We start from the raw sequence: 24,643 nt of genomic DNA, 5'->3' as shown, positions 1-24,643 counted from the left end.
GCCGGATGTAGAGCTGCAGCCCATCCTGTTTTTCGAAGACTCGAAAGTCCGGCGCAAAGGGGGACGTTCATGTAGACAACTTTGGCGAACTGCCAAGAAAGATATCGCCCCGCGCAAGCGGCAACTCAATACCTCAATCCGCCGCGAGCAATACCGTCGCCCCCGCCGCATCCCCGATCCAGACCGCACTAGCGGTGAAATTATCCTGATTAAGCCGAGCGGCCTCCCGCAACTGTGCGACCATCAAATCGAGCCACACCGCGGGCGTCTGCGCGCGTCCGATCGCTTCGATCATCAAAGACTCGTCGAGGTACTCCCAAAACCCATCGGTGCAGAGCAAAAACGCATCCCCCTCGGCAATGAGGAAAGGCTCTTCGGAAGCCGCAATCGAAAGATCCTCCGCCGTGCCGAGCGCGGAAAACAGCACATTGCGACGCGGATGCCCGCGCACGTCCCGCGTATCGAGCAGGTTCGCATCGATCATGCTCTGCACGAGACTATGATCCTGCGTCTGCACCACGGTCGCCCCACGCCGAAAGCAGTAAAGCCGCGTATCGCCGCAATGCGCCCAGGCCGCCACGCCTGCCGTCTCGTCGATGCCGAGCAGCACCGCCGTCGAGCGCATCTGCGAACGCTCGCGATCATGTTCCTGAGCATCGATGATCGCGTCGTTCGCGCGCAAAAGCACGCGCAGCAAATTGAGGCCCGTCAGCGCGACGCCCGCCGAAGCAACGCGCGTCAGTTCCGCCAAAACCGTATCGACCGCGATACGCGATGCCGCATCGCCGCCGCCGTGACCGCCCGCGCCATCCGCGACGACGCTCGCGAACAGCGTGCCGTGCCGCCACTGGCCATACGCATCCTCGTTGCGAGAACGTCCGCCTACCTCGCTCACGCTCGCGGTTTGCAGTTGCATGTCGATTCTCTCGTCAGCGGCGAGCGCGCCGGTTCAGTGCGTCGATCTGCGCTTCGTACGCCGCCACGAATGCGCGGCCGAAAAGCGTATGAAAATCTTCGGTCGCTTCGCTCGAAAGCTGACCGTACATCTGCGTGAAGCAATCCCAGCAGCGCGCGCGGCGGCTCAGTCCCGGCAGCAAGCCATCCAGCATCGAGCGACCCGACAGGCGCGCCTCGATGCGCTCCGGCTCGAAGCGCTCGAACACGCCATCGAGCGCGGCGCGCATGCCCGCCACCACGCCGACCTGATGCGCCCGCAAGTCGGCATAGGCGTCGTCGAGTGCGGCGGCGGGCGGCATGAAGCCGCGCATCGGCGGATTGAGCAAATGCGCGAGCGCAGCTTCGACGTTCGGCGAAAACTTGAGCGGATTGTTGTCGGCTGCGGCGATCACCGTTGCCTCGGTGCGCATCTCGCGCTTGAGCGCAGCGCGGGCCGCCAGCAGTTCCAGCGTGCCGCGCGTCGCCTCGCGCAACAACTGGCCGACGAGCTGCATCAGCGCGGGCGATAAGGCGTCGATATGCACGCCTGGCGCATCGAGGCCGCGCAGGAACGCATCGACGAGCGCGCGATCGTCGCCCGATGCGGCTTGCGCCATGCGAGGCGCGGCGGGCCGGGGCGCGGCTTGCGGACGCGGCGGCGTGAACGCGCTATGCAGTTCGGACCCGGCGTCGGAGTGCGTTGCCGGCGGCTCGACGGGACGCACGCCGCTCGTGAGGCTCGCGAACGGATCGGCGTCGTGAGCGGTGTTCGGTTGCGACAGCGGATCGGTCAGCGGATCGACGACTGCGCCCGCACGGAGATCGAACAACTCGTCGATGGTGCGTTTCGACGCGGGATCGTCGAAGGAAAAGTCGAAGTCGCCGGTGCCGCGCGGCAAAGGCGCGGGCGGGGCGCGCAGCAGTTCGTCGGCGGTCTCGGCTTCGGGCGCGGCCTTGGCGCGCGGCGCGTCGAACAGCCCGGCGAACGGATCGTCCGATGGCGATTCGCTGCTGACCGTGTCGTCGTCGCCCGAGACATCCACGCGCAACTGGTAGCCGCCGATCTGCACCTGGTCGCCATGCGCGAGCGGCACGTCCTGGCCCGGATCGAGCGGCGCGCCGTTGACCAGCGCCGGATTGCTGCCGCGATCGATCAGCCGGTAATGTCCGTCGCGCCGCACGATCTGAACGTGCAGGCGCGATACGGTGCGCTCGGCGTCGTCGAGCACGAGCCGGTTCGTCGCCGCGCGGCCGACCGTCCCGCCGTCGGCATCGAAGGTCGCCGCGAGCGGCACGCGTGGCGGCTGTCCGTTATGAAGCGTCACCGTGAGCGTGAGCATGGTTCCGCCGATTCAGTCGAACGCATAGACGAAGTCGTCCGCGCTCGCCGACAGACGAATGTGCGCGAGCGCGCGGCCTTCCGTGAGGCGCGTCAGATATTCCATCGAGATGCGCGGCAGCACGGTGTTCGTGAGCAGCGCGTCGATCACGCGCCCGCCGGATTCCGCTTCTGTGCAACGCGAAACGATGAGCTTCACCGCGTCGTCGTCGTAGTCGAACGGAATGCCGTGATTGTCCGCGACGCGGCGGCGGATGCGCGTCAGTTGCAGGCGCACGATGTCGGCCATCATCGCGTCGGACAGCGGGTAGTACGGCACCGCGACGAGCCGCCCGAGCAGCGCGGCGGGAAACACGTCGAGCAGCGGCCCGCGCAACGCGCGCGCGAGCGCTTCGGGCGCGGGCGGATTGGCCGGATCGCGGCACATCGACATGATGAGCTCCGAGCCGACATTCGACGTGAGCAGGATGATCGTGTTCCGAAAGTCGATCGCGCGGCCTTCGCCGTCTTCCATCCAGCCCTTGTCGAAGACCTGGAAGAAGATCTCGTGAACATCGGGATGCGCCTTCTCGACTTCATCGAGTAGCACGACGCTATATGGCCGGCGGCGCACCGCTTCGGTGAGGATGCCGCCCTCGCCATAACCGACGTAACCGGGCGGCGCGCCCTTCAGCGTCGACACGGTATGCGCCTCCTGGAACTCGCTCATGTTGATGGTGATCACGTTCTGCTCGCCGCCGTACAGCGTTTCGGCAAGCGCGAGCGCAGTTTCCGTCTTGCCAACGCCCGATGTGCCCGCGAGCAGGAACACGCCGACCGGCTTGTCCGGATTGTCGAGCCGCGCGCGCGATGTCTGGATGCGCTTGGCGATCATTTCGAGCGCATGGCGCTGACCGATCACGCGGCGGTCGAGCGCATCGGCGAGATTCAGCACGGCGGCAAGCTCGTTTTTCAGCATCTTGCCGACCGGAATGCCGGTCCAGTCCGCGACCACGCCCGCGATCACGCCCGCATCGACGCTCGGCAGGATCAGCGGGGCGTCGCCCTGAAGTTCGGCAAGACGCGCTTTCAGGCCGGCGAGCTTCGAAAGCAGGGCATCGCGCGAGTCTGATGCCGCATCGACGGCCTCGCCTTTCTCGCGCAGGGCCGCGCGCAGCGAAAGCAGTTCATCGACGACGCGCTTTTCTTCCTCCCAGCGCAACTCCAGCCCGCCGAGCGCATCGCGTTCGCGGGCGAGCATCGCGGCGACATCGGCGGCGCGCGTGCCGGTATCGACGCCCGCATTCGCTTCCCGCGCGACGATCTGCGCCTCCACTTCGAGCGCCTCGATGCGGCGGCGGCAGTCGTCCACCTGCGGCGGCGTCGCGTGCTGGCTGACGGCGACGCGCGCACACGCGGTATCGACGAGCGATACCGCCTTGTCCGGCAACTGCCGCGCCGGAATATAGCGATGCGACAGCCGCACGGCCGCCTCGATCGCCTCGTCCAGCAACTGCACGCGATGATGCCCTTCCAGCACCGCCGCCACGCCGCGCAGCATCCGCACGGCCTTGTCCTCGTCGGGTTCGTGGACCTGCACCACCTGAAAGCGCCGCGTGAGCGCGGGGTCTTTCTCGATGTGCTTCTTGTACTCGGCCCACGTCGTCGCGCCGATCGTGCGCAGATCGCCGCGTGCGAGCGCGGGCTTCAGCAGATTCGCTGCGTCGCCGGTTCCGGCCGCGCCGCCCGCGCCGACGAGCGTATGCACTTCGTCGATGAACAGAATCACCGGCTTCGGGCTCGCCTGCACTTCCTCGACGACCTGCCGCAGACGCTGCTCGAACTCGCCTTTCATGCTCGCGCCCGCCTGCAGCAGCCCGAGATCGAGCGACAGCAGCGCGACTTCGCGCAGCGGCGGCGGCACGTCGCCGCGCACGAGACGTTGCGCGAATCCTTCGACGACCGCCGTCTTGCCGACGCCCGCTTCGCCCGTCAGGAGCGGATTGTTCTGCCGCCGCCGCATGAGGATATCGACGAGCTGGCGGATTTCGTCGTCGCGGCCCGTGACGGGATCGAGCGTGCCGCGGCGCGCCTTCTCCGTGAGATCGGTGGCGTACTTGCGCAGCGCTTCCTGCCGCGCGCCGCCGCTTCCCGCCGCGTCGGCTTCGGGCGCGGGTGTCGAAGCATGCGGCTCGTCTTCGCGATCCTCGACCGAACCGGCGACGATGCGCGCGAAGTTATCGGACAGATCGTCGGGCTTGATGCGCTCGAATTGCCGCGACATGCCGAACAGCACGCTGCGCAGTCGCGGCGTCTTGAGCATGCCGACGAGCAGATGGCCCGTGCGGACTTTCGTCGCGCCGAACAGCAGTGCGCCGTAGACGAAGCCGCGCTCGATGGCGTCGCCGATGTGCTCGGAGATGTCGGAGATGGATGTCGCGCCGCGCGGCAGGCGATCGAGCGTCGCGGTCATCTCGCGCGAGAGCACGGCGGCGTCGATGCCGTAATGCGCGACGATCCGCTGCCAGTCCGAGTTCGGCGTCTCGACGATCTGCGTGATCCAGTGCGCAAGCTCCACGTACGGGTTGCCGCGCATCTTGCAATAGACCCTCGCGCCTTCGACGGTCTTGTAGCCGAGCTTGTTCAGCTTGCCGAACAGCGCGACGCGACTGATTTCCGCCATCGTCCGACTCCTTTCGTGGATGCGCGCACGCCGGCCGACGGCGCGTCCTCATCCGATAAGACGGCGCGGCGGCGGGCATTTTCAAGGCGCTTTCGATTCGGCATCGAGCGCGAGGTCGGCGCAATCGGCGTGGCGGCTCTGCAGGCCGAGCCACGTCGAATAGCCGAGCCGTCCATAGCGGCCGGGTTGCGCGGTCGGCACCTCGTCGGCGGCGAGCACGAGTTGCGCGTCCCACGCGAGCTCGCCGTTCAGATGTTGGCGCACGAGTGCGACGAGCGTCGGCAGCGCGCTGCCGTCCGGCAGCAGCGATTCGAACTGCGCAAGCGACAGCGGCCCGATCACGAGCCGGAACGCATGCTGACGATCCCAAACCGCGCGGCCCAGGACCGCGCCGCGTCCGAGATGCGCGCCATGGCGTCGCAATGCGGTGCGCTCGCCGGCTTGCAGCGTCATCCAGTGCCCGCGATACGGCTCAACCCGCACCGGCACGCGCAAGAGCGCCCCGGCGATGGCTTCGAGCGCATCGGCGGGGCGCGTCTGCATGTTCCAGAGGCCCGCGAAATGCAGCTTCGCGTGATCGGAGACGGCATCCCGATGACGGCTCGCTTCATCGGCGAGACCGATCAGTGCGCCGGTGTAGAACGCGAAGCGGTCGTGGCCCGGCCGATCCAGCGCATTGACCGGCCGGCCCTGCGCCCACGCGCGATAGAACAGCAGCAGGAAGCGATGCAGCAGCGTATCGAGCAGCCGCGCGAAAGCCCGGTCGCCGTGGTGCAGCACGCGCTCGCGGATGAAATCGGTCAGATGCAGCGGCAGCGGTCCGTTGGGGCCGAGATAGCCGAAGAAGCGCTGGGCGAGACGCGGGGCGCGTGCGCCGTCCGTCTGTTCGAGCGCCGCAAGCGGGGCGGGCGCAAAGGCCAGCGACACGTCTTGCGCGAGCCGCACCGGCTCATCGACAGGACGCGCGCCGCAGCCCAGGCGCGGCAGGTGCGGCGTCATCGCTTCGATGTGCCGCATCACGCGATAGAAATCATGCCGATGCGGCGCGGCGGCGACGGCATCGAGCAGAGCGGACAGCTCGCGCGGGAGCGCAGGCGGCGGCTCGTCGCGCGCCGCCTCGCTCAGAAGATGGCTCTCGTGCCGCATCGCGGTGGCAGCCGCAGAATCTCGCCGCGCGTGCTCGTCGAAAGGACGGTCTGCACGAACGAATTGATCGACACATAGCGCGCGAAGAAGCGTTCCAGCACGCAGCCGAAGAGCCATGCGCTGCCGCCCTGAAACGCGAGATCGTCGACGCGCACGTCGATCGTCAGGCCGCGCCCGAACGCGATCGGACCCGGCATCGGCAGACGGCGCACGACGGGTTTTGCATCGACGGCGACGACGCCTGCAACCTGCGCGCGGCCGGCCTGATCGACGTCCGGCACGTGCAGCGCGAGCAGCGCGCGAAGGGCGGCGGCGGCATCGCGCGAGCCGTGGCCGAGCGACAGATAGTGCAGCGAAAGCTGGTCGATCAGCCGCCAGCTTCGCGCGGCGTCGAGGTTCGCCGGCGCGGGCCGCGACGGACCGCTCACGCAGCGCACATCGGCGACGGGGGCGGCGATGTCGAGCGAGAATCCGCCGCTCGCGCCGCCGCGCGGCATCAGGAGCGGCAGGTCGCGGTTGGTGCAGAGCGTCGCGAACGCGAGTTGCCGCAGCGAGCCGCGATACGGCGCGGCGTTCGGATCGACGATGGATACAAATGTCTCGCTGCCGACATACTCGGTGCGCGCGCCGCTCTTGCGCCGCCCGGCCGGCACGATGCGCGGCTCGCGTTCGGTCGTGAAGTAGGCCGCGTCGCCGGGGCGGTCCGCGAGGAAGTCACCGTAGAACGGCTGAAACGTCTGCTCGGCGTCGTCGCTCGCGCCGTAGCCCGATACGCCGGTCACCGAATGCACTTCGAAATCCAGCGGATGCGTGCGGTCCGGCACCACATGAAAGCGCGCGGCGGCGTCCGTCACGAGCGCGCGGTCGGCCTGCTTCGGGAAGAGATTGATCGCGGGCACGCAATCGAGCAGCACGTGGTCTTTGGTGACGATGCGCTCGAGCGTCGCATCGCTCGTGGCGAGCAGAAAGGTCACTTCGATTTCGCGCGCCGCGAACGACGGCAGCACATCCGCCAAACCGTCGATGCGCGAGAAGCGAAAGCGCTCCGGCAGCGCGAAATACTCGTGCAGCAGGCGATAGCCCTGGAACGCGTTGGGCGTGACGGGCAGCAGGGCTTCGGCGTCGCTGAAGCCGGCGGGCGCGAGGGCGTCGGCGGAAAGAACGGCGAGCGTGCGGCTAGGGCGCTCGGGCGTCGATACGACGATCGCAAGCGTGCCGGCCATCACCGTTTCATACAGCCGATACGCCGTTTCGTCGCCGCCCGCGAAATAGAGGCTGAGCGGATCGAGGCCGAGCGTATCGAACGAGAAACCTTCGGCGGACGCAAGCCGGATGCGTAGCGCGCCCTGCACGCGATTCGCAATTGGGCGCGTTCCGGACAGCGCCGCGAGCGGCAAGTCCTGCACCTGCGCGAGATAGCGCGCTTCGGTCAGCTCGACGGGCCACAGCGTGAGGTCGGCGGCGGTGCGGAACTCGCAGGGCGGCGCGTCAGCGGACGTCATCGGCGCGATGAGCGCGGCGCCGCGCGGCACGACGAAGCCATCGGCGAGATTCGGGCTCGCGAGATCGGGCGCGAGACGCGCGATAAGCATCGCAGGCGTCGGACAGGCGGCCTGCGGCAGCACCACATGCGTCAGTTGCTGCGTGAAGCGCGGAAACTCCTCTTCGATCTTCAACTGGACGCGCGCCGCGAGAAACGCGGTGCCTTCGAGCAGGCGCTCGATGTACGGATCGGCGACTTCCATGCCATTGATGCGGCTCATCCCGAGCCGCGCCGCGATCTTCGGAAACTGCTGCGCGAACTCCGCGCCCATCTCCCGCAGATGCGCAAGCTCGGTGTTGTAGTGACGCAGAAGGCGCGGGTCCATGTCAGCGCGGCAACTCCATGACGGTGATGCCGCCTTCCTCGAGATCGATCTGCGTGCGCAGCGCGAATTCGAGCGGCACCGGTTGCGCCCACAGCAGGCCGCGAATGACCAGCGCGATCTGGTTGTGCATGTCGAGCACGGAGCGGTCGAGCACCGGTTCGATTTCGAGCGACGACGGATCGATGCGCGGCTCGAAGCGTTCGATCGCCTGACGGATCGCCTGTTCGAGTATCACCGTGTCGATGGTCGAAGCGAAGCGCCCCGACAGGCACGGCAAGCCATAGTTGAGCACCGATGCGAACGCATGCGCGAAGTGCTCCTCGCTGATTGCGCCGCCGATGTTCGTCGTGTTGAAGAGCCACGATACGTCGCGCAGCACGGCCGCGCGCAGGCTTCGATGCGACATGAAGCGCTCGCTGGCGGGATCGGCGGCGGCGGGATCGTCGTCGATCAGGCGATCGAGCAATGACGGCTGCAGGCGGTCGGGGTCCATGTCAGCTTATCCGCCGCGTGGAGACATCGAGCGCGAAGATCACGTCCGCGCCCCGGCTGCCGGTTTCGGTCTGCGGCGCGCAGGTCATCGTGATCTGCTGCGCTGAGAACTCGAACACTTCGCAGGGCCGCGCAAAGCGTGCGCTCGTGAAGATGTGATAGTTGCGGATATACGCCTGCTCCAGCTTCATCGACAGATATTCGATCTGCACGCCGTTGTCCGTCCCGGCCGCCTTGTAGCAGCGGATATGCGCCAGCGCGAGCAATTCGGCCTGCGCGCAGAGCTTCGCGAGAACGGGCGAAGCGGAGTCCACCATCTTGATGACGCCGAGCGCCGTCACCCGCATGTCGTTCGCGTTGAGCGCGGCGGCATGCGGCGCGGCTTCATAGCCTTGCGCCCAGCGCCAGCCGTGAATCTGCATCGGCGTGTCCCAGTCGCCGCGTTTCTTCGCTTCGCCCTTGACCGGCGTGTTACTGCGCTTCGGCACGACGTGCAGGAACATGTCGTCGGACTGCGTGAGCGCGAGAAAATCGAACTGACTCGGCACGTCGAACGTGAGGCTGCTGTGCAGGCGCGGCGGCTCGTTGGTTGGCATCGTGCTCATCCGGGTGATGGGTCATCGAAGATAAGACGGCGCGCCACGGACGATTTTGAACTTCAAAAGCATGCGTCCCGTTTCGTTTACCGGTTGGATTGCATGCGTACGACGCCTGCAACGCACTGGACCGGACCACGACGGAGGACCGCATGAGTACCATCGACTGCTATGTGAAGATTGACGGAATCGAGGGTGAGAGCAAGCACAAGGGGGCCGAAGGGCAGATCGAGGTACAGGGCTTCGAATGGCAAGTCGCCAACGCAAGCAATCCGACGACCGGCGGCGGCAGCGGCATCGGCAAGGCCATGCCGGGCGTGTTCGTGTTCACGCATCTCTACGACAAGGCCGCGCCTACCATCCAGAAGAGTTGCGCGACCGGCAAGCACATCGCGAGCGTCAAGTTCACGATGAACAAGTCGGGCGACGGGCAGAAGGAGTTCCTCACGGTCACGATGAAGCAGGTGACGGTATCGAAGGTAGACATGCGGTGCGACCAGCGCGGCTATCCGGAGAACACGGTGGAGCTGTCGTTCGCGGATATCGAATTCGAATACAAGCCGCAGGACGACAAGGGCGCGATGGGCGGCGCGGTGAAGTTCGGCTGGGACGTGCGCAGCACCGAAGTCCGTTGACGTCATGCCGAACCGATAGCCATGAACGAAGCCGTCGCGCAAAAGCCGCTCGCTACCGTCGATACGCCGCTCGGCGACGACGTGCGCTTCCTGAGCCTGCGCGCGAGCGCCGAACTCGGGCGCATGCCGCGTTGCGAACTCACGCTCGTCGCCAAGCGCGCGGATATCGACTTCAGCCGCATCCTGGGCAAGCGCGTGAGCGTCTCGCTCACGGTGCCGAAGGCGAAGCCGCGCGTGTTCGGCGGCTACGTCGTCGGCTTTCGGCAAACCGGCATGCGCGGACGGCTCCACGTCTATGAAGCGGTGGTGCGGCCGTGGCTGTGGCTGCTTTCGCGGCGCAGCAACTGCCGCATCTTTCAGAACAAGACGGTCGAGGAAATCGTCAAGGCCGTGTTCGCCGATCCGGTGTACAAGGGCCTCGAATTCGGCGAGATTAAATGGAAGGCGAATGCGCGCAAGCATCCGCCGCGCGAATACTGCGTGCAGTACCGCGAATCCGACTTCAACTTCGTAAGCCGCCTGCTCGAAGACGAGGGCATCTACTACTGGCTGCAGGACAAGGACGGCAAGGAATCGCTGATACTCACCGACACGCTCGCCGCGCACGAAAGCGTCGCGGGCTGCGAATCGCTGCCGTATGGCGCGGTGATGGCTGCCGCGCCCGATGCGGAGTTCGTCAGCGAATGGCGCTTGCAGCACGCGATCGAAACGCGCAACTGGCTGCTCACCGATTACGATTTCAAGCATCCGTCGCGGCCGCTGCAGAAGCAGGCCGTCAAGCAGATGGAGGGCTTCGACGCGTTCTCGGGCCTCGAACATTTCGATTATCCCGGCGGCTATGTCGAAGCGGATCACGGCGACAGCCGCGCGAAATCGCGAGCGGACGAATGGCGCGTGGAAGGCAGCGTGCCGGACGATCCCGGCATCAACTGGCATGAGGCCGAGGGCCGCACGAATGGCAGGAGCGTGCGCGCCGGGGCGCTGCTCAAGCTGACGCGGCATCCGCGCAACGATCAGAACATGCAGTATCTCGTCACGCGCACGCGATATGAAATCGATATCGCCGATTACGAAGCCTTCGACGGCGCGCAGTCGAATCGCTGCGAATGCTGGTTCTCCGCGATCGACGCGAAACAGCCCTTCGCGCCGGCCCGCACCGCGCGCAAGCCCTTCGTGCAGGGTCCGCAGACGGCGGTCGTCGTCGGGCCGGGCGGCGATGAAATTTATACCGATCAATATGGCCGCGTGAAAGTGCAGTTCTTCTGGGACCGGCAAGGCAAGCGCGATGAGAACAGCTCATGCTGGATACGCGTATCGCAGCCGTGGGCCGGCAAGGGCTGGGGCGCGATTGCGATTCCGCGCATGGGGCAGGAAGTGATCGTCGATTTTCTGGAAGGCGATCCCGACCGGCCGATCATCACCGGCCGCGTCTATAACGCCGAGCAGATGCCGCCTTACGACTTGCCCGCCAACATGACGCAGTCGGGCATCAAGAGCCGCTCCAGCAAGGGCGGCAGCGGGGCGAATTGCAACGAGCTGCGCTTCGAGGACAAGAAGGGCGCCGAGCAGGTGTTGATCCACGCGGAGAAAAATCAGGATATCGAAGTGGAGAACGATGAAACGCACTGGGTCGGGCGTGACCGCAAGAAGAACATCGACCACGATGAAACGACGGTCGTGAAGCATGACCGGACGGAGACTGTCGGCAACAACGAGAAGATCGAGGTCGTCGTCGACCGGAATGAGAAGGTCGGACAGAACGAGACGATCGCGATTGGCCAGAACCGCACCGAGACGGTCGGTGCGAACGAGAAGATCACCATCGACAAGAACCGCACCATCCTCGTCAAGATGATGGAAACGGCCAGCGTGCTGTTGCAGCGGACGCATTTCGTCGGCATCAACGAGACCATTACGGTGGGCGCGGCGCAGGAGATCGTGATCGGCGCGTATCAGACCCTGAAGGTGGTCGCGTATCAGAAGGTGAGCGTGGGCGCGGATCAGACCGTCAATGTCGACGGCGATCAAAAGACGAAGGTCGGCGGCGATCAGACGCTCGCCGTGACGGGTGCGCAGACTGTCACCGTTGGCAAGGACATGGGCGAGACCATCGACGGCGCGCAGTCGAGCACGGTGAAAAAGGCGCGCACGACGTCCATCACGGAGGACGATACGTTGACCGTCGGTAAGAAGCTGCAGATCAACGCGGGTGATTCGATCACGCTCGTCACGGGGGATGCCAGCATCACGATGAAGAAGGACGGCACGATCGAGATCAAAGGGAAGAATATTTTGCTCGACGGGAGCGGCAAGATCAACGTCAAGGCGGACAGCGACATCGTGATGAAGGGATCGAAGATCATGCAAAACTGACGTGCGTCTTGTTGTGTCAGATGTCGTGAATCGATTTGATCAGCCAGCCAGCACCGCGAGAACGAGCAGCACGATGAGCGATTTGCCCGGCATCGAAAGCGCGCGTTGCGGCTTCGCATGGCGCCGCATATTGCCGACGATCGCGCCCGCCATCGCACCGGGCAGCGCCGCGAGCGATGCGACGCACAGGTAAAGCAGAACCGACGTCAGCGCGGAATCAAGCGTCGATTGCGCGTTCAGTTCGATGGTCACGAGCCCGCCGATGCTCATCACGATTCCCGCGACCGGTCCCGTGCACAGGCCGTACAGCGCATTGAAGGCGCCCGGACGCGATGCCGCGATGAGCGCCGCGAGCGCTGCTGCGAAGGCAATCGGCATGACGAGCGCATAGCCGCTGCTGCCCGTGCGCTCGGCGATGCGAAAGAGCGGCGAGAACGACGCGTGAATCGCGTCGGCGGTGTGCGTATAACTGGCTGCTGACACACACGACGCGAATAATCAGGTTATCGAATCGTCGCGTGATGTCGGACGGAAAAGGCAACGGGTTGAGCCGCCGCGCACTCACCGCCGATGCATCGTGGTCCGGCATGATGCGCTCACTTGTCGGGCATCACCAACTGGGCGACGACCGCATCGGCGAGCCGCTGGGCTTGCGCAGGCTCGATGCGCAGGCGTTTGCCAGCGGCGGTCACATGGCGATGCACTTCGCCCAGTTCCTTGCTCGTGAGGATCGGGGCGGCATCGGCGGGGGCGTCGGCGTCGGCGTGGCGGAACATCTATCTGACCGCGACCGACACTTCTTCCTCGATGACCGTCTCCGTCGCCTTCAACGCGATGTTGCCAAGCATCGGCAAAAGTTCGGAAACGACCTGAAGGACGAACGGTGCGAAGAGAACGGAAAACGGATCGGGACCGAAGCCGAGGGCGGCATTCCCGTTGCGCGACGCTTTCTGCGCCGCTTGGAGATCGGCGAACCAAGCTGCGCTGATCGTCGTGAAGAGCGGCAGCTCGTTGGGCGCGAGGTGCGCGAGGACATCGCGGGAAACGTCGCAGATCAAGTTGCGTTCAGCGGCAGTGTCCATGAGCCGGTCGCCGACGGTGTCATGCGTGATGCTTGACTTGAACGTTAGATTTCGCGTGAGGGGATGTCAAAGGGAATCGACGCCTGATGACCGCTGGTAATGCGACTAACGGTCAACCCTTGAAACCGACTTTGAATGACGAAAAGAAATGCACGTCTTCATGAAGACGACTCAAGGCAACGCATTTCGCAAACGTCTTGGTTTTCAGGCGGGCGAGAAGGCGAAGACGTTGCACGGCAGGCAAGGCCGTGCAACGTCGTTCTATCGGCGTTCTAGCAGCGAACGATTAAGCGTTGAAGCCGCCATCAATCGTCAGGCTCGCGCCCGTCACGAATCCCGCCTCCGGGCCGACGACGTAAGCGACCATCCCCGCGATTTCATCGGGGTGCGCGTGGCGTTGCAGGGCCATCAGCCCATGCAGCGACGCGGCGAAGTCGCTCGATCCGGGGTTCATGTCGGTGTCGGTGGGACCGGGCTGGACATTGTTGACCGTGATGCCGCGCGGACCGAGATCGCGCGCCATGCCCTGAACGAGGCCCTGAAGCGCGGACTTGCTCATTGCGTACGCGGCGCCGCCCGGGAACGGCATGCGTTCCGCGTTGCAACTGCCGATATTGACGATTCGCCCGCCGTTTCCCATGTGCGGCAACACCGCCTTCACCGCGACGAATACGCCGCGCACGTTGATCTGCAACGTGGTGTCGAAGTCTTCGAGCGAGAAGGTGTCCACTGGTCCGAGGAATAGCACGCCCGCATTGTTCACGAGAATGTCGATCTTGCCGAACGCAGCGGCGGCCTCGTCGACTGCACGGCTTAGCGCGACGGCGTCGCCGGCATCGGCTTGCAAAGCCAGCGCATGGCCGTCGTTTGCGACGATCTCGTCCGCCAGCGCATTCGCCGAGGCAGCTGATCCCTTATAGGTGAAGGCAACCTTGGCGCCATCGCGCGCCAGTCTTCGAACGATTGCCGCGCCGATGCCACGTGCGCCGCCGGTCACGAAAGCCACTTTGCCAGAGAGAGTCGAGGTCATTTGAGTGTGTTCCTGAGTAGTCGATGCACGAAGTATCGCCGCGCCGGCGGGCGTTGAGTAGCGTCGATTTAGACTATGACTTTCAACCGCCGGTATCGAATGATCATGGAAGCTCTCAACTTCGTCGAGTCATTCCTTCTGAGCGCAGAGCTTGGAAGTTTCTCCTCGGCAGCGAGGCGGCTCGGCATGACGCCGGCGGCGGTCAGTAAAAACATCGCGAGGCTCGAAGCGACACTCGGCATTCGCCTCTTTCAGCGCAGCACGCGCAGCCTGACGCTGACGCCGGCTGGCGAGCAATTCCAGCGCGAGATCGCGGGACCGTTCGAGGCGATAAGCAATGCGTTCGCGGGCGCGGCGATGATCGACGGCAAACCGTCCGGGACGCTCAAGGTCAGCGTGGCGCTTGCATTCGGCCGCGAATATCTGGTGCCGATGCTCGGTGCGTTTCTCGATCGGTATCCCGGCATCGTGCCCGACTGGCACTTCGATAACCGGCCTGTCGATATCATCGCGGAAGGCTTCGACGTGGCGATTGGCGGCGGCATCGAACTGACATCGACGATCGTGGCGCGCGAACTGGCGCGAACGCATATCGTCGTGGTGGCGTCGCCTTCGTTCATGGCGGGGCGGAAGATGCCGACGCATCCGTCCGAACTCATCGGTTTCGATGGCATCGCGCGGCGCTCGCCCACGACCGGGCGGCTGCGTGCGTGGACGCTGATCAATCAAGTGGGCGAACAGTGCGTCGCGGAGTTCCGCACGCGGATGATCTTCGACGATCCCGAAGCAATTGCGCATGCCGCGATGCTCGGACAAGGTCTCGCGCTTCTGCCGATGCCACACGCAGCGCCGGGATTGTCGAACGGCACGCTCGTCCGGCTGCTTCCCGCATGGTATGCGGAACAGAATCCGATCGCGCTCTACTATCCGAAGCGGACGCTGCTTCCGGCCCGAACGAGAGTGTTCATCGACTTCGTCGTGTCGACGTTCGAGCAAGGCAGGCTCGCGTCGAAGTTCGATGCGCGTATCTGATTGCGCTGTGATGGCGGTCGCTTCAATAAGCGACAGTCAGAGGCTCCGGATAACGCTGCGTCAGCAGAAAGTTCGTGCTCCCCAGCCATGCCTTCTCCCTCGATGACGCTCAGATCAGCTCAGGCAGACCGCCTTTCGCATCGCTTGAGGTTATGTGCGTGACCACAGATCGCGCGTCTCCGACAATCATGACGCTCCTCATCGACGTGCCCGTCTGCTCTTGCCGCGACCGGGCGCGCCTTGCGCGAACATCGGCATCCTGCTGAGAATCCAGTCGAGCAATTCCTGCGGACCTGCGGCAAGCGGCCGTCCCGTTTTCACGAGGAGCCTGGCCTGCGCGCTCTCGAAGAGCGGATGCGCGATCGGGATGATGGTCAGCTCGCCGCTGGCCAGCTCGCGATACGCCGCAAACTCGCCGATCAGCGTGATGAAATTCTCCGCCGCGACGAAGCGCTTCAGCGCGCTGAGCGAGTTGGTCGTGAGCGCCGGCCGGATGGCGAGGTTGTCGGTCGTCTCCAGCATCTTCACGACATGACCGATGCCGAAGCTCGGCGGCATCAGCGCGAGCGGATAGTCGAGCAGGTCGCCGATCTGCGCGACGCCCCCGCGTTTCGCCAACGGATGATCGCGCCGCGCGAGCAACACGACAGGCTGCGGCGAGCTTGCACGAATCTCGATGCGCTCGTGCGGTGGGGGGTTATACGCGAGCCCGATATGCGCGCGGCTCTCTGCCACTTCATCGAGCAGGTCGTCGACGGCGAGCATCTTCACGTCGATCTGAAGTCGCGGATAGCGGGCGCAGAACGGCGCGAGCACGTCGTCGACAAGCGTATCGACATAGCCTTCGCTTACCGCAAGCCGAACGTGGCCTTGTTGCAAGCCTTTCAACGCGTGCAACTGGTCTTCGAGCTTCTCCTGTTGCGAGCGATAGCCCCGCCAGAATTCGAGCAGGTGAAACGCCGCTTCGGTTGGCCGCACGCCGCGCGCCTCGCGCTCGAAGAGCGTCGTGCCGAGTTCGTCTTCGAGCAGCTTGATTTGCCGCGCGATAACCGACGGCGATGTATTCAGGTGATCCGCCGCGCCGCGAATGGTGCCGTGCGAAAGCACTTCGTGGAAATAGCGCAGGCGTTGCTGGTTGATTTCGCGCATGGTTGACGTTCCCCTGTGTTGCTCAAAAGGCAACGATACGTGAACTTAGTTGCTCTTGCTCGCACAGTAGCACAGGCTCAACATGGCCTTACCCGATGAAGGGAAGAGACACAGGAGACGCCCATGTCGACGATTGAGATGCAGCAAGGCAGCCGCGCGGTTGCGGCGCTCTACAGCAGAATTAACTGGCGGCTGCTGCCGCTGCTCATCGCGTGCTACATGTTCGCGTATCTGGATCGCGTGAACGTGGGCTTTGCGAAACTTCAGATGCAAAGCGATCTAGGCTTCTCCGACGCCGCGTATGGCGTCGGCGCGGGCATCTTCTTCATCGGCTACGTGCTGTTCGAGATTCCGAGCAATTTGATGTTGCCGAGGATCGGCGCGCGGCTCACGTTCAGCCGCATCCTCGTGCTGTGGGGCATTACGTCGGCATGCATGCTGTTCGTGCGCAACGTGCCCGCGTTCTATGCCATGCGCTTCCTGCTCGGCGTGTTCGAAGCGGGCTTCGCGCCGGGCATGATCTATTACCTGTCGCGCTGGTACGGGCCGAAGCGCATGGCGCGCGCGATCGCGCTGGTGTTCGTCGCGGGGCCGATTGGCGGTGTGGTCGGCGGGCCGTTATCCGCGTGGCTGATGTCTTCCCTCGCGGGCGTCGGCGGCTTGTCCGGCTGGCAGTGGATGTTTCTCGTCGAAGGTCTGCCGTGCCTGGCGCTCGGTGCGCTCGTCTGGTTCACGCTCGCCAATCGTCCTGCCGATGCGCGCTGGCTCACGCCAGACGAGAAGCGTCTCGTGGAAGCGGAAGTCGGCGGCAACGGCGGGCATGAACATCGAATCGATTCGTTTTCCGAAGTATTGCGCAATCCGCGTGTCTACCGGCTGGCGCTCGCGTACTTCTGCATCATCTTTCCGATCTACGCGATGAGCTTCTGGCTGCCGACGCTCCTCAAGGAACAAGGCGTGAACGACACCCTCCGCCTCGGCTGGTACGCCGCGGTCCCGTATGTTGCCGCCGCAATCGCCATGTACGCGGCTGGACGCCGTTCCGATGCAGTGGGCGAGCGCCGTTATCACAGCGCATTGCCGGCGCTCGCCGCGGCGGCGCTGCTCGCTGTTACGCCCTACGCATCCGGCCATCTCGTCGCGACGCTCGCGCTGCTCACGGCGGCGACCGCCTGCATGTGGATGGCCTACACGGTGTTCTGGGCGATACCGTCGGAAACCATTGCGGGCCCGGCTGCGGCGGGCGGCATTGCGCTCATCAACACGATCGGCCTGTCGGGCGGCTTCTGGGGTCCGGCGGCGCTCGGCTGGGTGAAATCCGCGACGGGCAGCACGAGCGGCGGCCTGCTTCTGATGGCGTGCATGGCGGCGCTTTCGTGCGTGCTGATCCTGACGAACAAGCGCACGGTTGCAGCCGCGAAAGCGCGCACCGCCTGATTTCCCATCGACGACGATCTCCTAAGGAGCGCCAACATGAAAATTCTGATCGCAGGATTCCAGCACGAAACGAACACCTTCGCGCCGACGAAGGCCACTTACCAGAGCTTCATCCAGGGCGAAGGCTTCCCGCCGATGGCGCACGGCGCGGACGTGCTGAAGCTGCGCGACGTGAACGTGCCGATCGGCGGCTTCATTCAATGGGCCGAAGCGCGCGGCCACGAACTGCTGCCGGTCATCTGGGCGGGCGCGAGCGCATCGGCGCACGTGACGGAGGATGCGTACGAGCGCATCGCGGGCGTCATCGTCGACCAGGTGAGGAAGGGCGGCTTCGATGCGATCTATCTCGACCTGCACGGCGCGATGGTCACGGAGCATCTCGATGACGGCGAAGGCGAGTTGCTGGCGCGCGTGCGGCGCATCGTCGGCGAGGCGATACCGCTCGTCGTATCGCTCGATCTGCATGCCAACGTGACGTCGCGCATGTTCGAACTCGCCGATGCGCTCGTCGCGTATCGCACGTATCCGCATGTCGACATGGCCGAGACCGGACTGCGCGCCGGGCAGTTGCTTGCGCAACGCATCGAGCACGGCAAGCCGTTCCATCGCGCGATGCGCCGCGTGCCGTTCCTGATTCCGGTGAATGGCATGTGCACGCTCGTCGAGCCGGCGCGTAGCATGTATGGCACGCTGGAAACTCTGGAACGGGAAGTTATTTCGTTATCCTTCGCGCCGGGATTTCCGGCATCGGACTTCGAGGAATGCGGACCGGTGTTCTGGGGCTACGCGCTCGATCAGGCATCGGCGGACCGTGCCGTCGATACGCTCCTCACGCAACTCGTCGATGACGAAGCCCGCTGGGACGTGCCGTTCCTCACGCCCGATGAAGCCGCCCGCGAAGCCATCGACGCGAGCCGCGATGCATCCGGCCCGGTCATCATCGCCGATACGCAGGACAACCCCGGCGTGGGCGGCGATTCGAACACGATGGGCATGGTCCGCGCGCTATTGCGCAACGGCGCGCAAGAGGCCGCCGTGGGCGTCATCTGGGACGAGCACGCGGCAAAAACCGCGCATCGGGCGGGCGTGGGCGCGCGCATCAGGCTCGCGCTCGGCGGCGGCTCGAACGTGCCGGGCGACTCACCCCTTGAAGGCGAGTTCGAAGTCGAGTATCTGTCGGATGGCCGTTTCCGTTTCGATGGCCCGATGCTCAACGGCATGACCGGCGAACTCGGGCCGACCGCGTGTCTGCGCATCGAAGGCGTGCGGATCGCGGTGAGCAGCATCAAGATGCAGGTGTTCGATCGCAATCTCTTTCGCGTAGCGGGCATCGAGCCGGAACGCATGAAAGTTCTGGTGAACAAGAGCTCGGTGCATTTTCGCGCCGATTTCGAGCCGATAGCGGCGCGCATTCTCGTCGCCAAAGCGCCGGGTCCGATGGCCGCCGATCCGGCCGATCTGCCGTGGCGCAATCTCGACGCGCGCATGCGTGTGCGTCCGATGGGGCCGACGTTGGCCGCGTTGCGCGCATCGGCGGCGTGACTATCGCCGCCTCGCTCATTCGACAAGAAACATCAACGGAAAGGAGAAAAACACCATGACGGACGAGATCAACGCGCGGCGCCGCCGCTTGCTGGGCACGACCATCGCAAGCGTCGGCGCGATGCAGCTCGGCCTGAGCGACTTCGCGTCCGCGCAGACATCCAGGCCTGCGCGGGCATCATCGACGGCGGGCTTCGCCGATATCCGCCAGATCGATGCAGGCGCGCTCAACGTCGGTTATGCGGAAGCAGGGCCGGCGAATGGCCCCGTCGTGATGCTTCTGCACGGCTGGCCTTACGACATCTACAGCTTCGCCGAGGTCGCACCGCTGCTCACGGCGCAGGGTTATCGGGTGATCATGCCGTATCTGCGCGGCTACGGTTCGACGCGCTTCCTGTCCGCCGACACGCCGCGCAATGGCCAGCAGGCGGTGGTGGCGGTGGACATCATCGCGCTCATGGATGCGCTCAAGATTTCGCAGGCCAGCTTCGGTGCGTTCGACTGGGGCGCGCGCACCGCGAACATCATCGCGGCGCTGTGGCCGGAGCGCGTGAAGTCGATGGTGTCGGTGAGCGGCTATCTGATCGGCAGTCAGAAGGCGAATGAGACGCCGCTGCCGCCGAAGGCCGAGTTAGCGTGGTGGTATCAGTTCTACTTTGCAACCGAGCGCGGGCAGAAGGGCTACGAGGCGAACCGTCGCGACTTCAACAAGCTGATCTGGCAACTGGCGTCGCCCAAGTGGGACTTCGATGACGCGACCTATGACCGCTCGGCGCGATCGTTCGAGAATCCCGATCATGTCGCCGTGGTGATTCACAACTATCGCTGGCGTCTCGGTCTCGTGCAGGGCGAGCCGCAATATGACGCGCTCGAGCAGCGTCTTGCGAGCGCCCCCACGATCAGCGTGCCGACCATCACGATGGAAGGCGACGCCAATGGCGCACCGCATCCCGATCCTTCCGCGTACGCGAAGAAGTTCACGGGCAAGTACAAGCATCGCAACGTGTCGGGCGGCATCGGACATAACCTGCCGCAAGAAGCGCCCAAGGCATTCGCCGATGCGGTGACCGAAGCGGACCAAATGTAATCGGCTAGTTAGGTAAAAAGTACCCGGTAACTTATTTCGGATTTCGTTACTCACTTTTAAACGTTTGCGAAACTTGAGTGCGTCCCCTCGGCGCGCTCAAGTATTACTTACCAGATTGGCTACCCACGATCGCAAACGTTTTCCCTTTCGACCGATAAATAAGCGATTCTTTCGCGCGCCGCCCGAACGAAATATGTTTCGACTTATTTTCATACGTAAAAAAGTGTAACGACGACAGGTAAAAAAGAACTGAATATAGTTCAGATCATTGAACTTTAACGGTCCTCCTTACCTGTCATGAAAAACGCAAAAGAAAGCACCAAGGAAGTCTTACCGGTTGCGTCCAACGATGCGCCGTTCTCGCGCCGCAGATTCCTGTCGGTGTTGATGGCCGGCGCCGGTGGCGCGGCATTGTCGGCATGTGGCGGCGGCTCCGACTCCGCAGGCGACGCTGGGGGCGTCGCGAAAAGCGTCGCGAAGGCAAGCACGGTCTCTCTGTCCGGCGCGACGACTCCGCCGGCGGCTTCCATCACCGACAGCAGCGGTGTGGTGTGGACGCTCCTCAATGGCCGGGTGATGAAGAACGGCACGGGCGTGTCGACGGGTTCGAGCGTCGCGCAGGCGCTGATCCTGTATTTCAACGGCATCATCTACGCGCAGAATTCGAGCGGCGTCTGGTATCAGAACGGCTCGCCGTGGAAGAACATCGGCACGATCGATCCGCGCAACGTGGTGAAGCCGTCGAACACGTCGCTGTTTTATGGCATCAACGGCCACATGGCCTGGGGGTCGGGCATCTACAACACGATGACCGCCGAGCAGCAGCTCGCCATCCTGAAGGACCTCGGCGTAACGATGTACCGCTGCGACACCGCCGACGCGGGCATGTCGATGACGCTCGCGATGGCCCTGCGCGGATGCTTTGCGGGCAGCGGCGTCGGCATCATGCCGGTGCTCAATCCGCGTTCGGCGGGCTGGGACCCGAAGGGCACCGAAGCCGCCGCCTATTCGCTCGGCTATGACTTCGCGGTGCGCTGCACCCAACCGTTGAAGGGCCTCGTCACGCATATCGAATGCGGCAACGAACTGGATACCGTCGGCCTGCAACTCGGCGGCGACGGCAGTCAGACGTCGGACTGGAACCCGGCTGAGTGGCCGTCGTTCCGGGGCGTGATCCGCGGCATGATCGCGGGCGTGAAGGCGGTCGATCCGACCATCAAGTGCGGCGTGAACGTCGGCATCCCGATGGCCTATCGCGCGCTGCAAATGCTGTGGAACGGCATCTCGCCGAACGGCACGGCCACGGGCGTATCGGACGCGGCTGCGCTTCAGTGGGACTACACGACGTATCACTGGTATCACAGCTCGGGCAAGATCGAGTGCGCCGGGCGCAACAACGCGTGCATCAACGTGCTGCAAGTGCTGAAGGACTCGTTCAACGTGCCGATCTGGCTGACGGAATGGGGCTGGTCCGGTTCGGCGGACTCGGCGACGGCGCAATCGGCGTATGTGCAGGAAACGATGGCGTCGTACTACGCAATCAAGGACAAGTACAACCTTGAAAGCGTGATGATGTACGCGGTCATCGACCCGAGCTACGGGCTGATCCAGGGCGATGGCGTCACGAAGAATCCGGCGTACGCCACGTTCAAGAACTTCATTGCGGCGAATCCGGTCAAGACGGCGTAACGGTCGATGCGGATCGAGCGGACCGCGACTTCGGATCGCGAGGGCATCCGGCATAATGCCTCGACCATTTCACAACGAATTCGAGGTGCCGATGCTGCTGTCTGAACAGAACGTACTCGTGACCGGCGGCGCACGCGGTCTGGGTGCCGCGATCGTCGAGGCGCTCGCACGCGAAGGCGCGGGCGTCGTCGTGAACTATCGCCGCAGCGAAAGCGGGGCGATGGCGCTCGCCGAGCGGCTCGGCCCGCGCGTCGTCGCGCTTAAGGGCGATGTCACCGATGCGGCATCCGTCGCGCGCCTTTTCGACGAGGCGCGCGCACGAACCGGCCGGCCCGTGCATGCGGTGGTGAACAACGCACTGGCCGACTTCAGTTTCGATGGCGACGCGCGCCCGAAGATCGGTGACATCGAATGGTCGCGCTTTCAGCAGCAGATCGACGGCGCGCTCAAGGGCGCGCTCAACACAATCCAGGCCGCGTTGCCCGACATGCGCGCCGCTGGCTTTGGCCGCATCGTGAACGTCGGCACGAATCTCTTCCAGAATCCCGTGGTGCCGTATCACGATTACACAGCGGCGAAAGCGGCTTTGCTCGCGCTGACGAGAACCGCATCGAACGATCTCGGTCCGGACGGCATCACCGTCAACATGGTGTCGGGCGGCCTGTTGCGCACCACCGACGCGAGCAGCGCGACGCCCGAGGCGGTCTTCGACATGGTCGCGGGATTCACGCCGCTGCGGCGCGTCACCACGCCGGCCGAATTCGCCGACGCCGTGTTGTTCTTCCTCTCGCCGTGGGCGCGTGCGGTGACGGGGCAAAACCTCGTCGTCGACGGGGGGCTGGTCAAGGGCTGACGCGGAGTCAACCCGGCTCAAACCTCGCTTCGCTTCAGCAGATAGTCGAGCCCGCCCACGCGATACCAGCGATACCCATACGGTTCCAGCACGACACTGTGCTGGCCTTTCGCGTTGCCTTCGCTGTGATCGCCGGAGAGCAGGTTGACGAGCTTGCCGCTTTCTCCCGCTGCCGCGCCGACCCGGAACTTCACCGTGCACGCGGCGGCGCTGAAGTTATGCAGACAGACGACCGAGTTGTTGCGCCAGTCGTAGCGCAGCGCGAGCACGTCGTCGCGCGAGGTGCGAAGAATCGCGAAATCGCCCCAGCTTATCTCGGGCACTTCCTTGCGCATGCGGATCATCCGCTCCATCCAGTTCAGAAGCGAATCGGGATCTCTTCGCTGGCTCGCGACGTTCACGCGCTCATATCCATACGGTCCGCCCGAGATCACCGGGCTAACCGGGCGCGCATGTTTCGTGAAGCCCGCATGCGGCTCGGTCGACCATTGCATCGGCGTGCGCAGGCTTTCGCGTTCGGGCAGACGCAGATCGTCGCCCATGCCGATTTCATCGCCGTAACGCACGACGGGCGTCCCCGGCAGCGTCAGCATGAGGCTGTACGCCAGTTCGAGCCGGTGACGGTCGCCATCGAGCATCGGTGCAAGACGCCGGCGGATGCCGCGTTCGTACAGCTGCATGGACGGCTCGGGACCGAACGCCGCGAACACGGCTTCGCGTTCCTTCGGCGACAAGCGGCCAAGATCGAGTTCGTCGTGATTGCGCAAAAATACGCCCCATTGCGCGGTTGCCGCCCGCGATTTCGTCGCTTCGAGCGCTTTTCTCAGCGGCGTGGTATCGGCGCTCGCGAGCGCATAGAACGTGTTCTGGTTGACCTGGAAGTTGAACATCATCTGCAGCCGCTCGCCGGCATCGCCGAAGTACTGCATGTCGGTGTGAGGCAGCACGTTGGCTTCCGCGAGAATGATCGCGTCGCCTTCGCGCCACTGCAGGAACTCGCGAAACATGCGCAGCATGTCGTACTGCCGGGCCGGTTTCTTCACCTGCGCGCCCTTGGTCGCGATGACGAACGGCACCGCGTCCATGCGAAACCCCGAGACGCCGAGCTGAATCCAGAAACCCATGATCTTCAGCAACTCGGCCTGCACGTGCGGATTGGCCGTGTTGAGGTCGGGCTGGAAGTCGTAGAAGCGGTGGAAGTACCACAGGGCCGCTTGCTTGTCGTAGGTCCACGTGGACTTCTGCACGCCGGGGAACACCACGCCGTCGTCCGCGCCCGCCGGCCGCTTCTTCGACCATACGTACCAGTCGCGATACTTCGAATTCGGATCGCGCCTCGCTTCCTTGAACCACGGATGCTGATCCGACGTGTGATTCACGACCAGATCGATCAGCACGCGCAAGCCGCGCTGACGGCACGCGTGAGTGAATTCCACGAAATCGCCGAGCGTGCCGTAGCGCGGATCGACGTTGTAGTAGTCGGAGATGTCGTAGCCGTTGTCGCGACCCGGCGATGGCTGAAACGGCATCAGCCATATCGTGGTGATACCGAGCCCCTGAAGATAGTCCAGCCGCCGCAACAAGCCCTGGAAATCGCCGATGCCGTCGCCGTTCGCATCCATGAACGCGCCGACGGACAGGCAGTAGATGACCGCGTTCTTGTACCAGAGATCGTTGAGCATGCGCTTGGATCGA

20 protein-coding genes are annotated in these 24,643 nt (G+C 64.5%); 9 read left to right on the top strand and 11 right to left on the bottom strand.

What is annotated here, in order from left to right:
- Positions 1–133: 133 nt before the first annotated feature.
- The 7 genes from AB6804_RS27280 to AB6804_RS27250 form a co-directional block, all read right to left on the bottom strand.
- Positions 134–916: a PP2C family serine/threonine-protein phosphatase gene (locus AB6804_RS27280; protein ID WP_370889106.1), complete on the bottom strand. Its 783-nt coding sequence runs from the start codon at positions 914–916 to the stop codon at positions 134–136.
- Between the two features lie 13 nt (positions 917–929).
- Entirely contained in the window at positions 930–2,276 is a 1,347-nt protein-coding gene (gene tagH, locus AB6804_RS27275) for a type VI secretion system-associated FHA domain protein TagH (protein ID WP_370889105.1), read from the bottom strand.
- A gap of 12 nt (positions 2,277–2,288) precedes the next feature.
- Positions 2,289–4,937: a type VI secretion system ATPase TssH gene (gene tssH / locus AB6804_RS27270; protein ID WP_370889104.1), complete on the bottom strand. Its 2,649-nt coding sequence runs from the start codon at positions 4,935–4,937 to the stop codon at positions 2,289–2,291.
- Positions 4,938–5,018: 81 nt separating this feature from the next.
- Positions 5,019–6,083 carry a type VI secretion system baseplate subunit TssG gene (tssG, locus tag AB6804_RS27265; protein WP_370889103.1) on the bottom strand — a complete coding sequence of 355 codons (1,065 nt, stop codon included), beginning with the start codon at positions 6,081–6,083 and terminating at the stop codon, positions 5,019–5,021.
- Positions 6,059–7,951, bottom strand: coding sequence for a type VI secretion system baseplate subunit TssF (gene tssF, locus AB6804_RS27260; RefSeq protein ID WP_370889102.1), 1,893 nt, complete (start codon positions 7,949–7,951; stop codon positions 6,059–6,061). The genes tssG and tssF overlap by 25 nt, the downstream gene beginning before the upstream one ends.
- 1 nt (position 7,952) lies before the next feature.
- Positions 7,953–8,444, bottom strand: coding sequence for a type VI secretion system baseplate subunit TssE (gene tssE, locus AB6804_RS27255; protein WP_370889101.1), 492 nt, complete (start codon positions 8,442–8,444; stop codon positions 7,953–7,955).
- 1 nt (position 8,445) lies between these two features.
- Positions 8,446–9,039: a type VI secretion system tube protein Hcp gene (locus AB6804_RS27250; RefSeq protein WP_370889100.1), complete on the bottom strand. Its 594-nt coding sequence runs from the start codon at positions 9,037–9,039 to the stop codon at positions 8,446–8,448.
- Positions 9,040–9,191: 152 nt separating this feature from the next.
- Between AB6804_RS27250 and AB6804_RS27245 the strand changes: the two genes are divergently transcribed.
- Together AB6804_RS27245 and AB6804_RS27240 are read left to right on the top strand one after the other, a co-directional pair.
- Positions 9,192–9,674 carry an Hcp family type VI secretion system effector gene (locus AB6804_RS27245; RefSeq protein ID WP_370889099.1) on the top strand — a complete coding sequence of 161 codons (483 nt, stop codon included), beginning with the start codon at positions 9,192–9,194 and terminating at the stop codon, positions 9,672–9,674.
- A 21-nt stretch (positions 9,675–9,695) separates the two neighbouring features.
- Positions 9,696–12,047 (top strand): type VI secretion system Vgr family protein, encoded by a 2,352-nt coding sequence (locus AB6804_RS27240; protein WP_370889098.1) that lies wholly within the window; start codon positions 9,696–9,698, stop codon positions 12,045–12,047.
- Between the two features lie 39 nt (positions 12,048–12,086).
- Here AB6804_RS27240 and AB6804_RS27235 read toward each other — a convergent pair whose 3' ends face one another.
- A complete protein-coding gene (locus tag AB6804_RS27235; RefSeq protein ID WP_370889097.1) occupies positions 12,087–12,530 on the bottom strand; it encodes a hypothetical protein in 444 nt (147 codons plus the stop codon).
- A 38-nt stretch (positions 12,531–12,568) separates the two neighbouring features.
- Here AB6804_RS27235 and AB6804_RS27230 point away from each other — a divergent pair, with 38 nt between their 5' ends.
- The gene (locus AB6804_RS27230) at positions 12,569–13,165 is read left to right on the top strand and encodes a hypothetical protein (protein WP_370889096.1); all 597 of its coding nucleotides are present in this window, start codon (positions 12,569–12,571) and stop codon (positions 13,163–13,165) included.
- Between the two features lie 250 nt (positions 13,166–13,415).
- Here the strand turns inward: AB6804_RS27230 and AB6804_RS27225 are convergent, their stop codons facing one another.
- A complete protein-coding gene (locus tag AB6804_RS27225; protein WP_370889095.1) occupies positions 13,416–14,159 on the bottom strand; it encodes an SDR family oxidoreductase in 744 nt (247 codons plus the stop codon).
- Positions 14,160–14,264: 105 nt separating this feature from the next.
- Between AB6804_RS27225 and AB6804_RS27220 the strand changes: the two genes are divergently transcribed.
- Positions 14,265–15,191 (top strand): LysR substrate-binding domain-containing protein, encoded by a 927-nt coding sequence (locus AB6804_RS27220; protein ID WP_370889094.1) that lies wholly within the window; start codon positions 14,265–14,267, stop codon positions 15,189–15,191.
- A 198-nt stretch (positions 15,192–15,389) separates the two neighbouring features.
- Here AB6804_RS27220 and AB6804_RS27215 read toward each other — a convergent pair whose 3' ends face one another.
- Entirely contained in the window at positions 15,390–16,340 is a 951-nt protein-coding gene (locus tag AB6804_RS27215; RefSeq protein WP_370889093.1) for a LysR family transcriptional regulator, read from the bottom strand.
- Between the two features lie 123 nt (positions 16,341–16,463).
- On the opposite strand from AB6804_RS27215, the gene AB6804_RS27210 reads away from it, so the two are divergent.
- The 5 genes from AB6804_RS27210 (at position 16,464) to AB6804_RS27190 (ending at position 22,948) form a co-directional block, all read left to right on the top strand.
- Positions 16,464–17,777, top strand: coding sequence for an MFS transporter (locus tag AB6804_RS27210; RefSeq protein WP_370889092.1), 1,314 nt, complete (start codon positions 16,464–16,466; stop codon positions 17,775–17,777).
- A 36-nt stretch (positions 17,778–17,813) separates the two neighbouring features.
- A complete protein-coding gene (locus tag AB6804_RS27205) occupies positions 17,814–19,319 on the top strand; it encodes a M81 family metallopeptidase (protein WP_370889091.1) in 1,506 nt (501 codons plus the stop codon).
- Between the two features lie 55 nt (positions 19,320–19,374).
- Positions 19,375–20,406, top strand: coding sequence for an alpha/beta fold hydrolase (locus AB6804_RS27200; protein WP_370889090.1), 1,032 nt, complete (start codon positions 19,375–19,377; stop codon positions 20,404–20,406).
- A gap of 297 nt (positions 20,407–20,703) precedes the next feature.
- Entirely contained in the window at positions 20,704–22,095 is a 1,392-nt protein-coding gene (locus AB6804_RS27195) for a glycosyl hydrolase (RefSeq protein ID WP_370889089.1), read from the top strand.
- 91 nt (positions 22,096–22,186) lie between these two features.
- Positions 22,187–22,948 (top strand): 3-oxoacyl-ACP reductase, encoded by a 762-nt coding sequence (locus tag AB6804_RS27190; RefSeq protein WP_370889088.1) that lies wholly within the window; start codon positions 22,187–22,189, stop codon positions 22,946–22,948.
- Between the two features lie 17 nt (positions 22,949–22,965).
- On the opposite strand, the gene AB6804_RS27185 is transcribed toward AB6804_RS27190, so the two are convergent.
- Positions 22,966–24,630, bottom strand: a complete 1,665-nt coding sequence (locus AB6804_RS27185; protein ID WP_370889087.1) for an alpha-amylase family protein — start codon at positions 24,628–24,630, stop codon at positions 22,966–22,968.
- Positions 24,631–24,643: the final 13 nt, after the last annotated feature.

Origin of the sequence: Caballeronia sp. RCC_10, assembly GCF_041360715.1 — a bacterium.
Lineage (GTDB): Bacteria > Pseudomonadota > Gammaproteobacteria > Burkholderiales > Burkholderiaceae > Caballeronia > Caballeronia grimmiae.
Note: the sequence above shows the minus strand (reverse complement) of the source record. Positions and strands in the feature narration are given on the sequence as shown.

What these genes read in the sequence shown, in the direction of transcription:
- tagH (WP_370889105.1), bottom strand. Translation starts at nt 2,276, where the DNA reads ATGCTCACGCTCACGGTGACGCTTCATAACGGACAGCCGCCACGCGTG.
- tssH (WP_370889104.1), bottom strand. Translation starts at nt 4,937, where the DNA reads ATGGCGGAAATCAGTCGCGTCGCGCTGTTCGGCAAGCTGAACAAGCTC.
- AB6804_RS27190 (WP_370889088.1), top strand. Translation starts at nt 22,187, where the DNA reads ATGCTGCTGTCTGAACAGAACGTACTCGTGACCGGCGGCGCACGCGGT.
- tssF (WP_370889102.1), bottom strand. Translation starts at nt 7,951, where the DNA reads ATGGACCCGCGCCTTCTGCGTCACTACAACACCGAGCTTGCGCATCTG.
- AB6804_RS27230 (WP_370889096.1), top strand. Translation starts at nt 12,569, where the DNA reads ATGTCGGACGGAAAAGGCAACGGGTTGAGCCGCCGCGCACTCACCGCC.
- AB6804_RS27240 (WP_370889098.1), top strand. Translation starts at nt 9,696, where the DNA reads ATGAACGAAGCCGTCGCGCAAAAGCCGCTCGCTACCGTCGATACGCCG.
- AB6804_RS27250 (WP_370889100.1), bottom strand. Translation starts at nt 9,039, where the DNA reads ATGCCAACCAACGAGCCGCCGCGCCTGCACAGCAGCCTCACGTTCGAC.
- AB6804_RS27215 (WP_370889093.1), bottom strand. Translation starts at nt 16,340, where the DNA reads ATGCGCGAAATCAACCAGCAACGCCTGCGCTATTTCCACGAAGTGCTT.
- AB6804_RS27200 (WP_370889090.1), top strand. Translation starts at nt 19,375, where the DNA reads ATGACGGACGAGATCAACGCGCGGCGCCGCCGCTTGCTGGGCACGACC.
- AB6804_RS27225 (WP_370889095.1), bottom strand. Translation starts at nt 14,159, where the DNA reads ATGACCTCGACTCTCTCTGGCAAAGTGGCTTTCGTGACCGGCGGCGCA.
- AB6804_RS27205 (WP_370889091.1), top strand. Translation starts at nt 17,814, where the DNA reads ATGAAAATTCTGATCGCAGGATTCCAGCACGAAACGAACACCTTCGCG.
- AB6804_RS27195 (WP_370889089.1), top strand. Translation starts at nt 20,704, where the DNA reads ATGAAAAACGCAAAAGAAAGCACCAAGGAAGTCTTACCGGTTGCGTCC.
- tssE (WP_370889101.1), bottom strand. Translation starts at nt 8,444, where the DNA reads ATGGACCCCGACCGCCTGCAGCCGTCATTGCTCGATCGCCTGATCGAC.
- AB6804_RS27220 (WP_370889094.1), top strand. Translation starts at nt 14,265, where the DNA reads ATGGAAGCTCTCAACTTCGTCGAGTCATTCCTTCTGAGCGCAGAGCTT.
- AB6804_RS27280 (WP_370889106.1), bottom strand. Translation starts at nt 916, where the DNA reads ATGCAACTGCAAACCGCGAGCGTGAGCGAGGTAGGCGGACGTTCTCGC.
- AB6804_RS27185 (WP_370889087.1), bottom strand. Translation starts at nt 24,630, where the DNA reads ATGCTCAACGATCTCTGGTACAAGAACGCGGTCATCTACTGCCTGTCC.
- AB6804_RS27210 (WP_370889092.1), top strand. Translation starts at nt 16,464, where the DNA reads ATGTCGACGATTGAGATGCAGCAAGGCAGCCGCGCGGTTGCGGCGCTC.
- tssG (WP_370889103.1), bottom strand. Translation starts at nt 6,083, where the DNA reads ATGCGGCACGAGAGCCATCTTCTGAGCGAGGCGGCGCGCGACGAGCCG.
- AB6804_RS27245 (WP_370889099.1), top strand. Translation starts at nt 9,192, where the DNA reads ATGAGTACCATCGACTGCTATGTGAAGATTGACGGAATCGAGGGTGAG.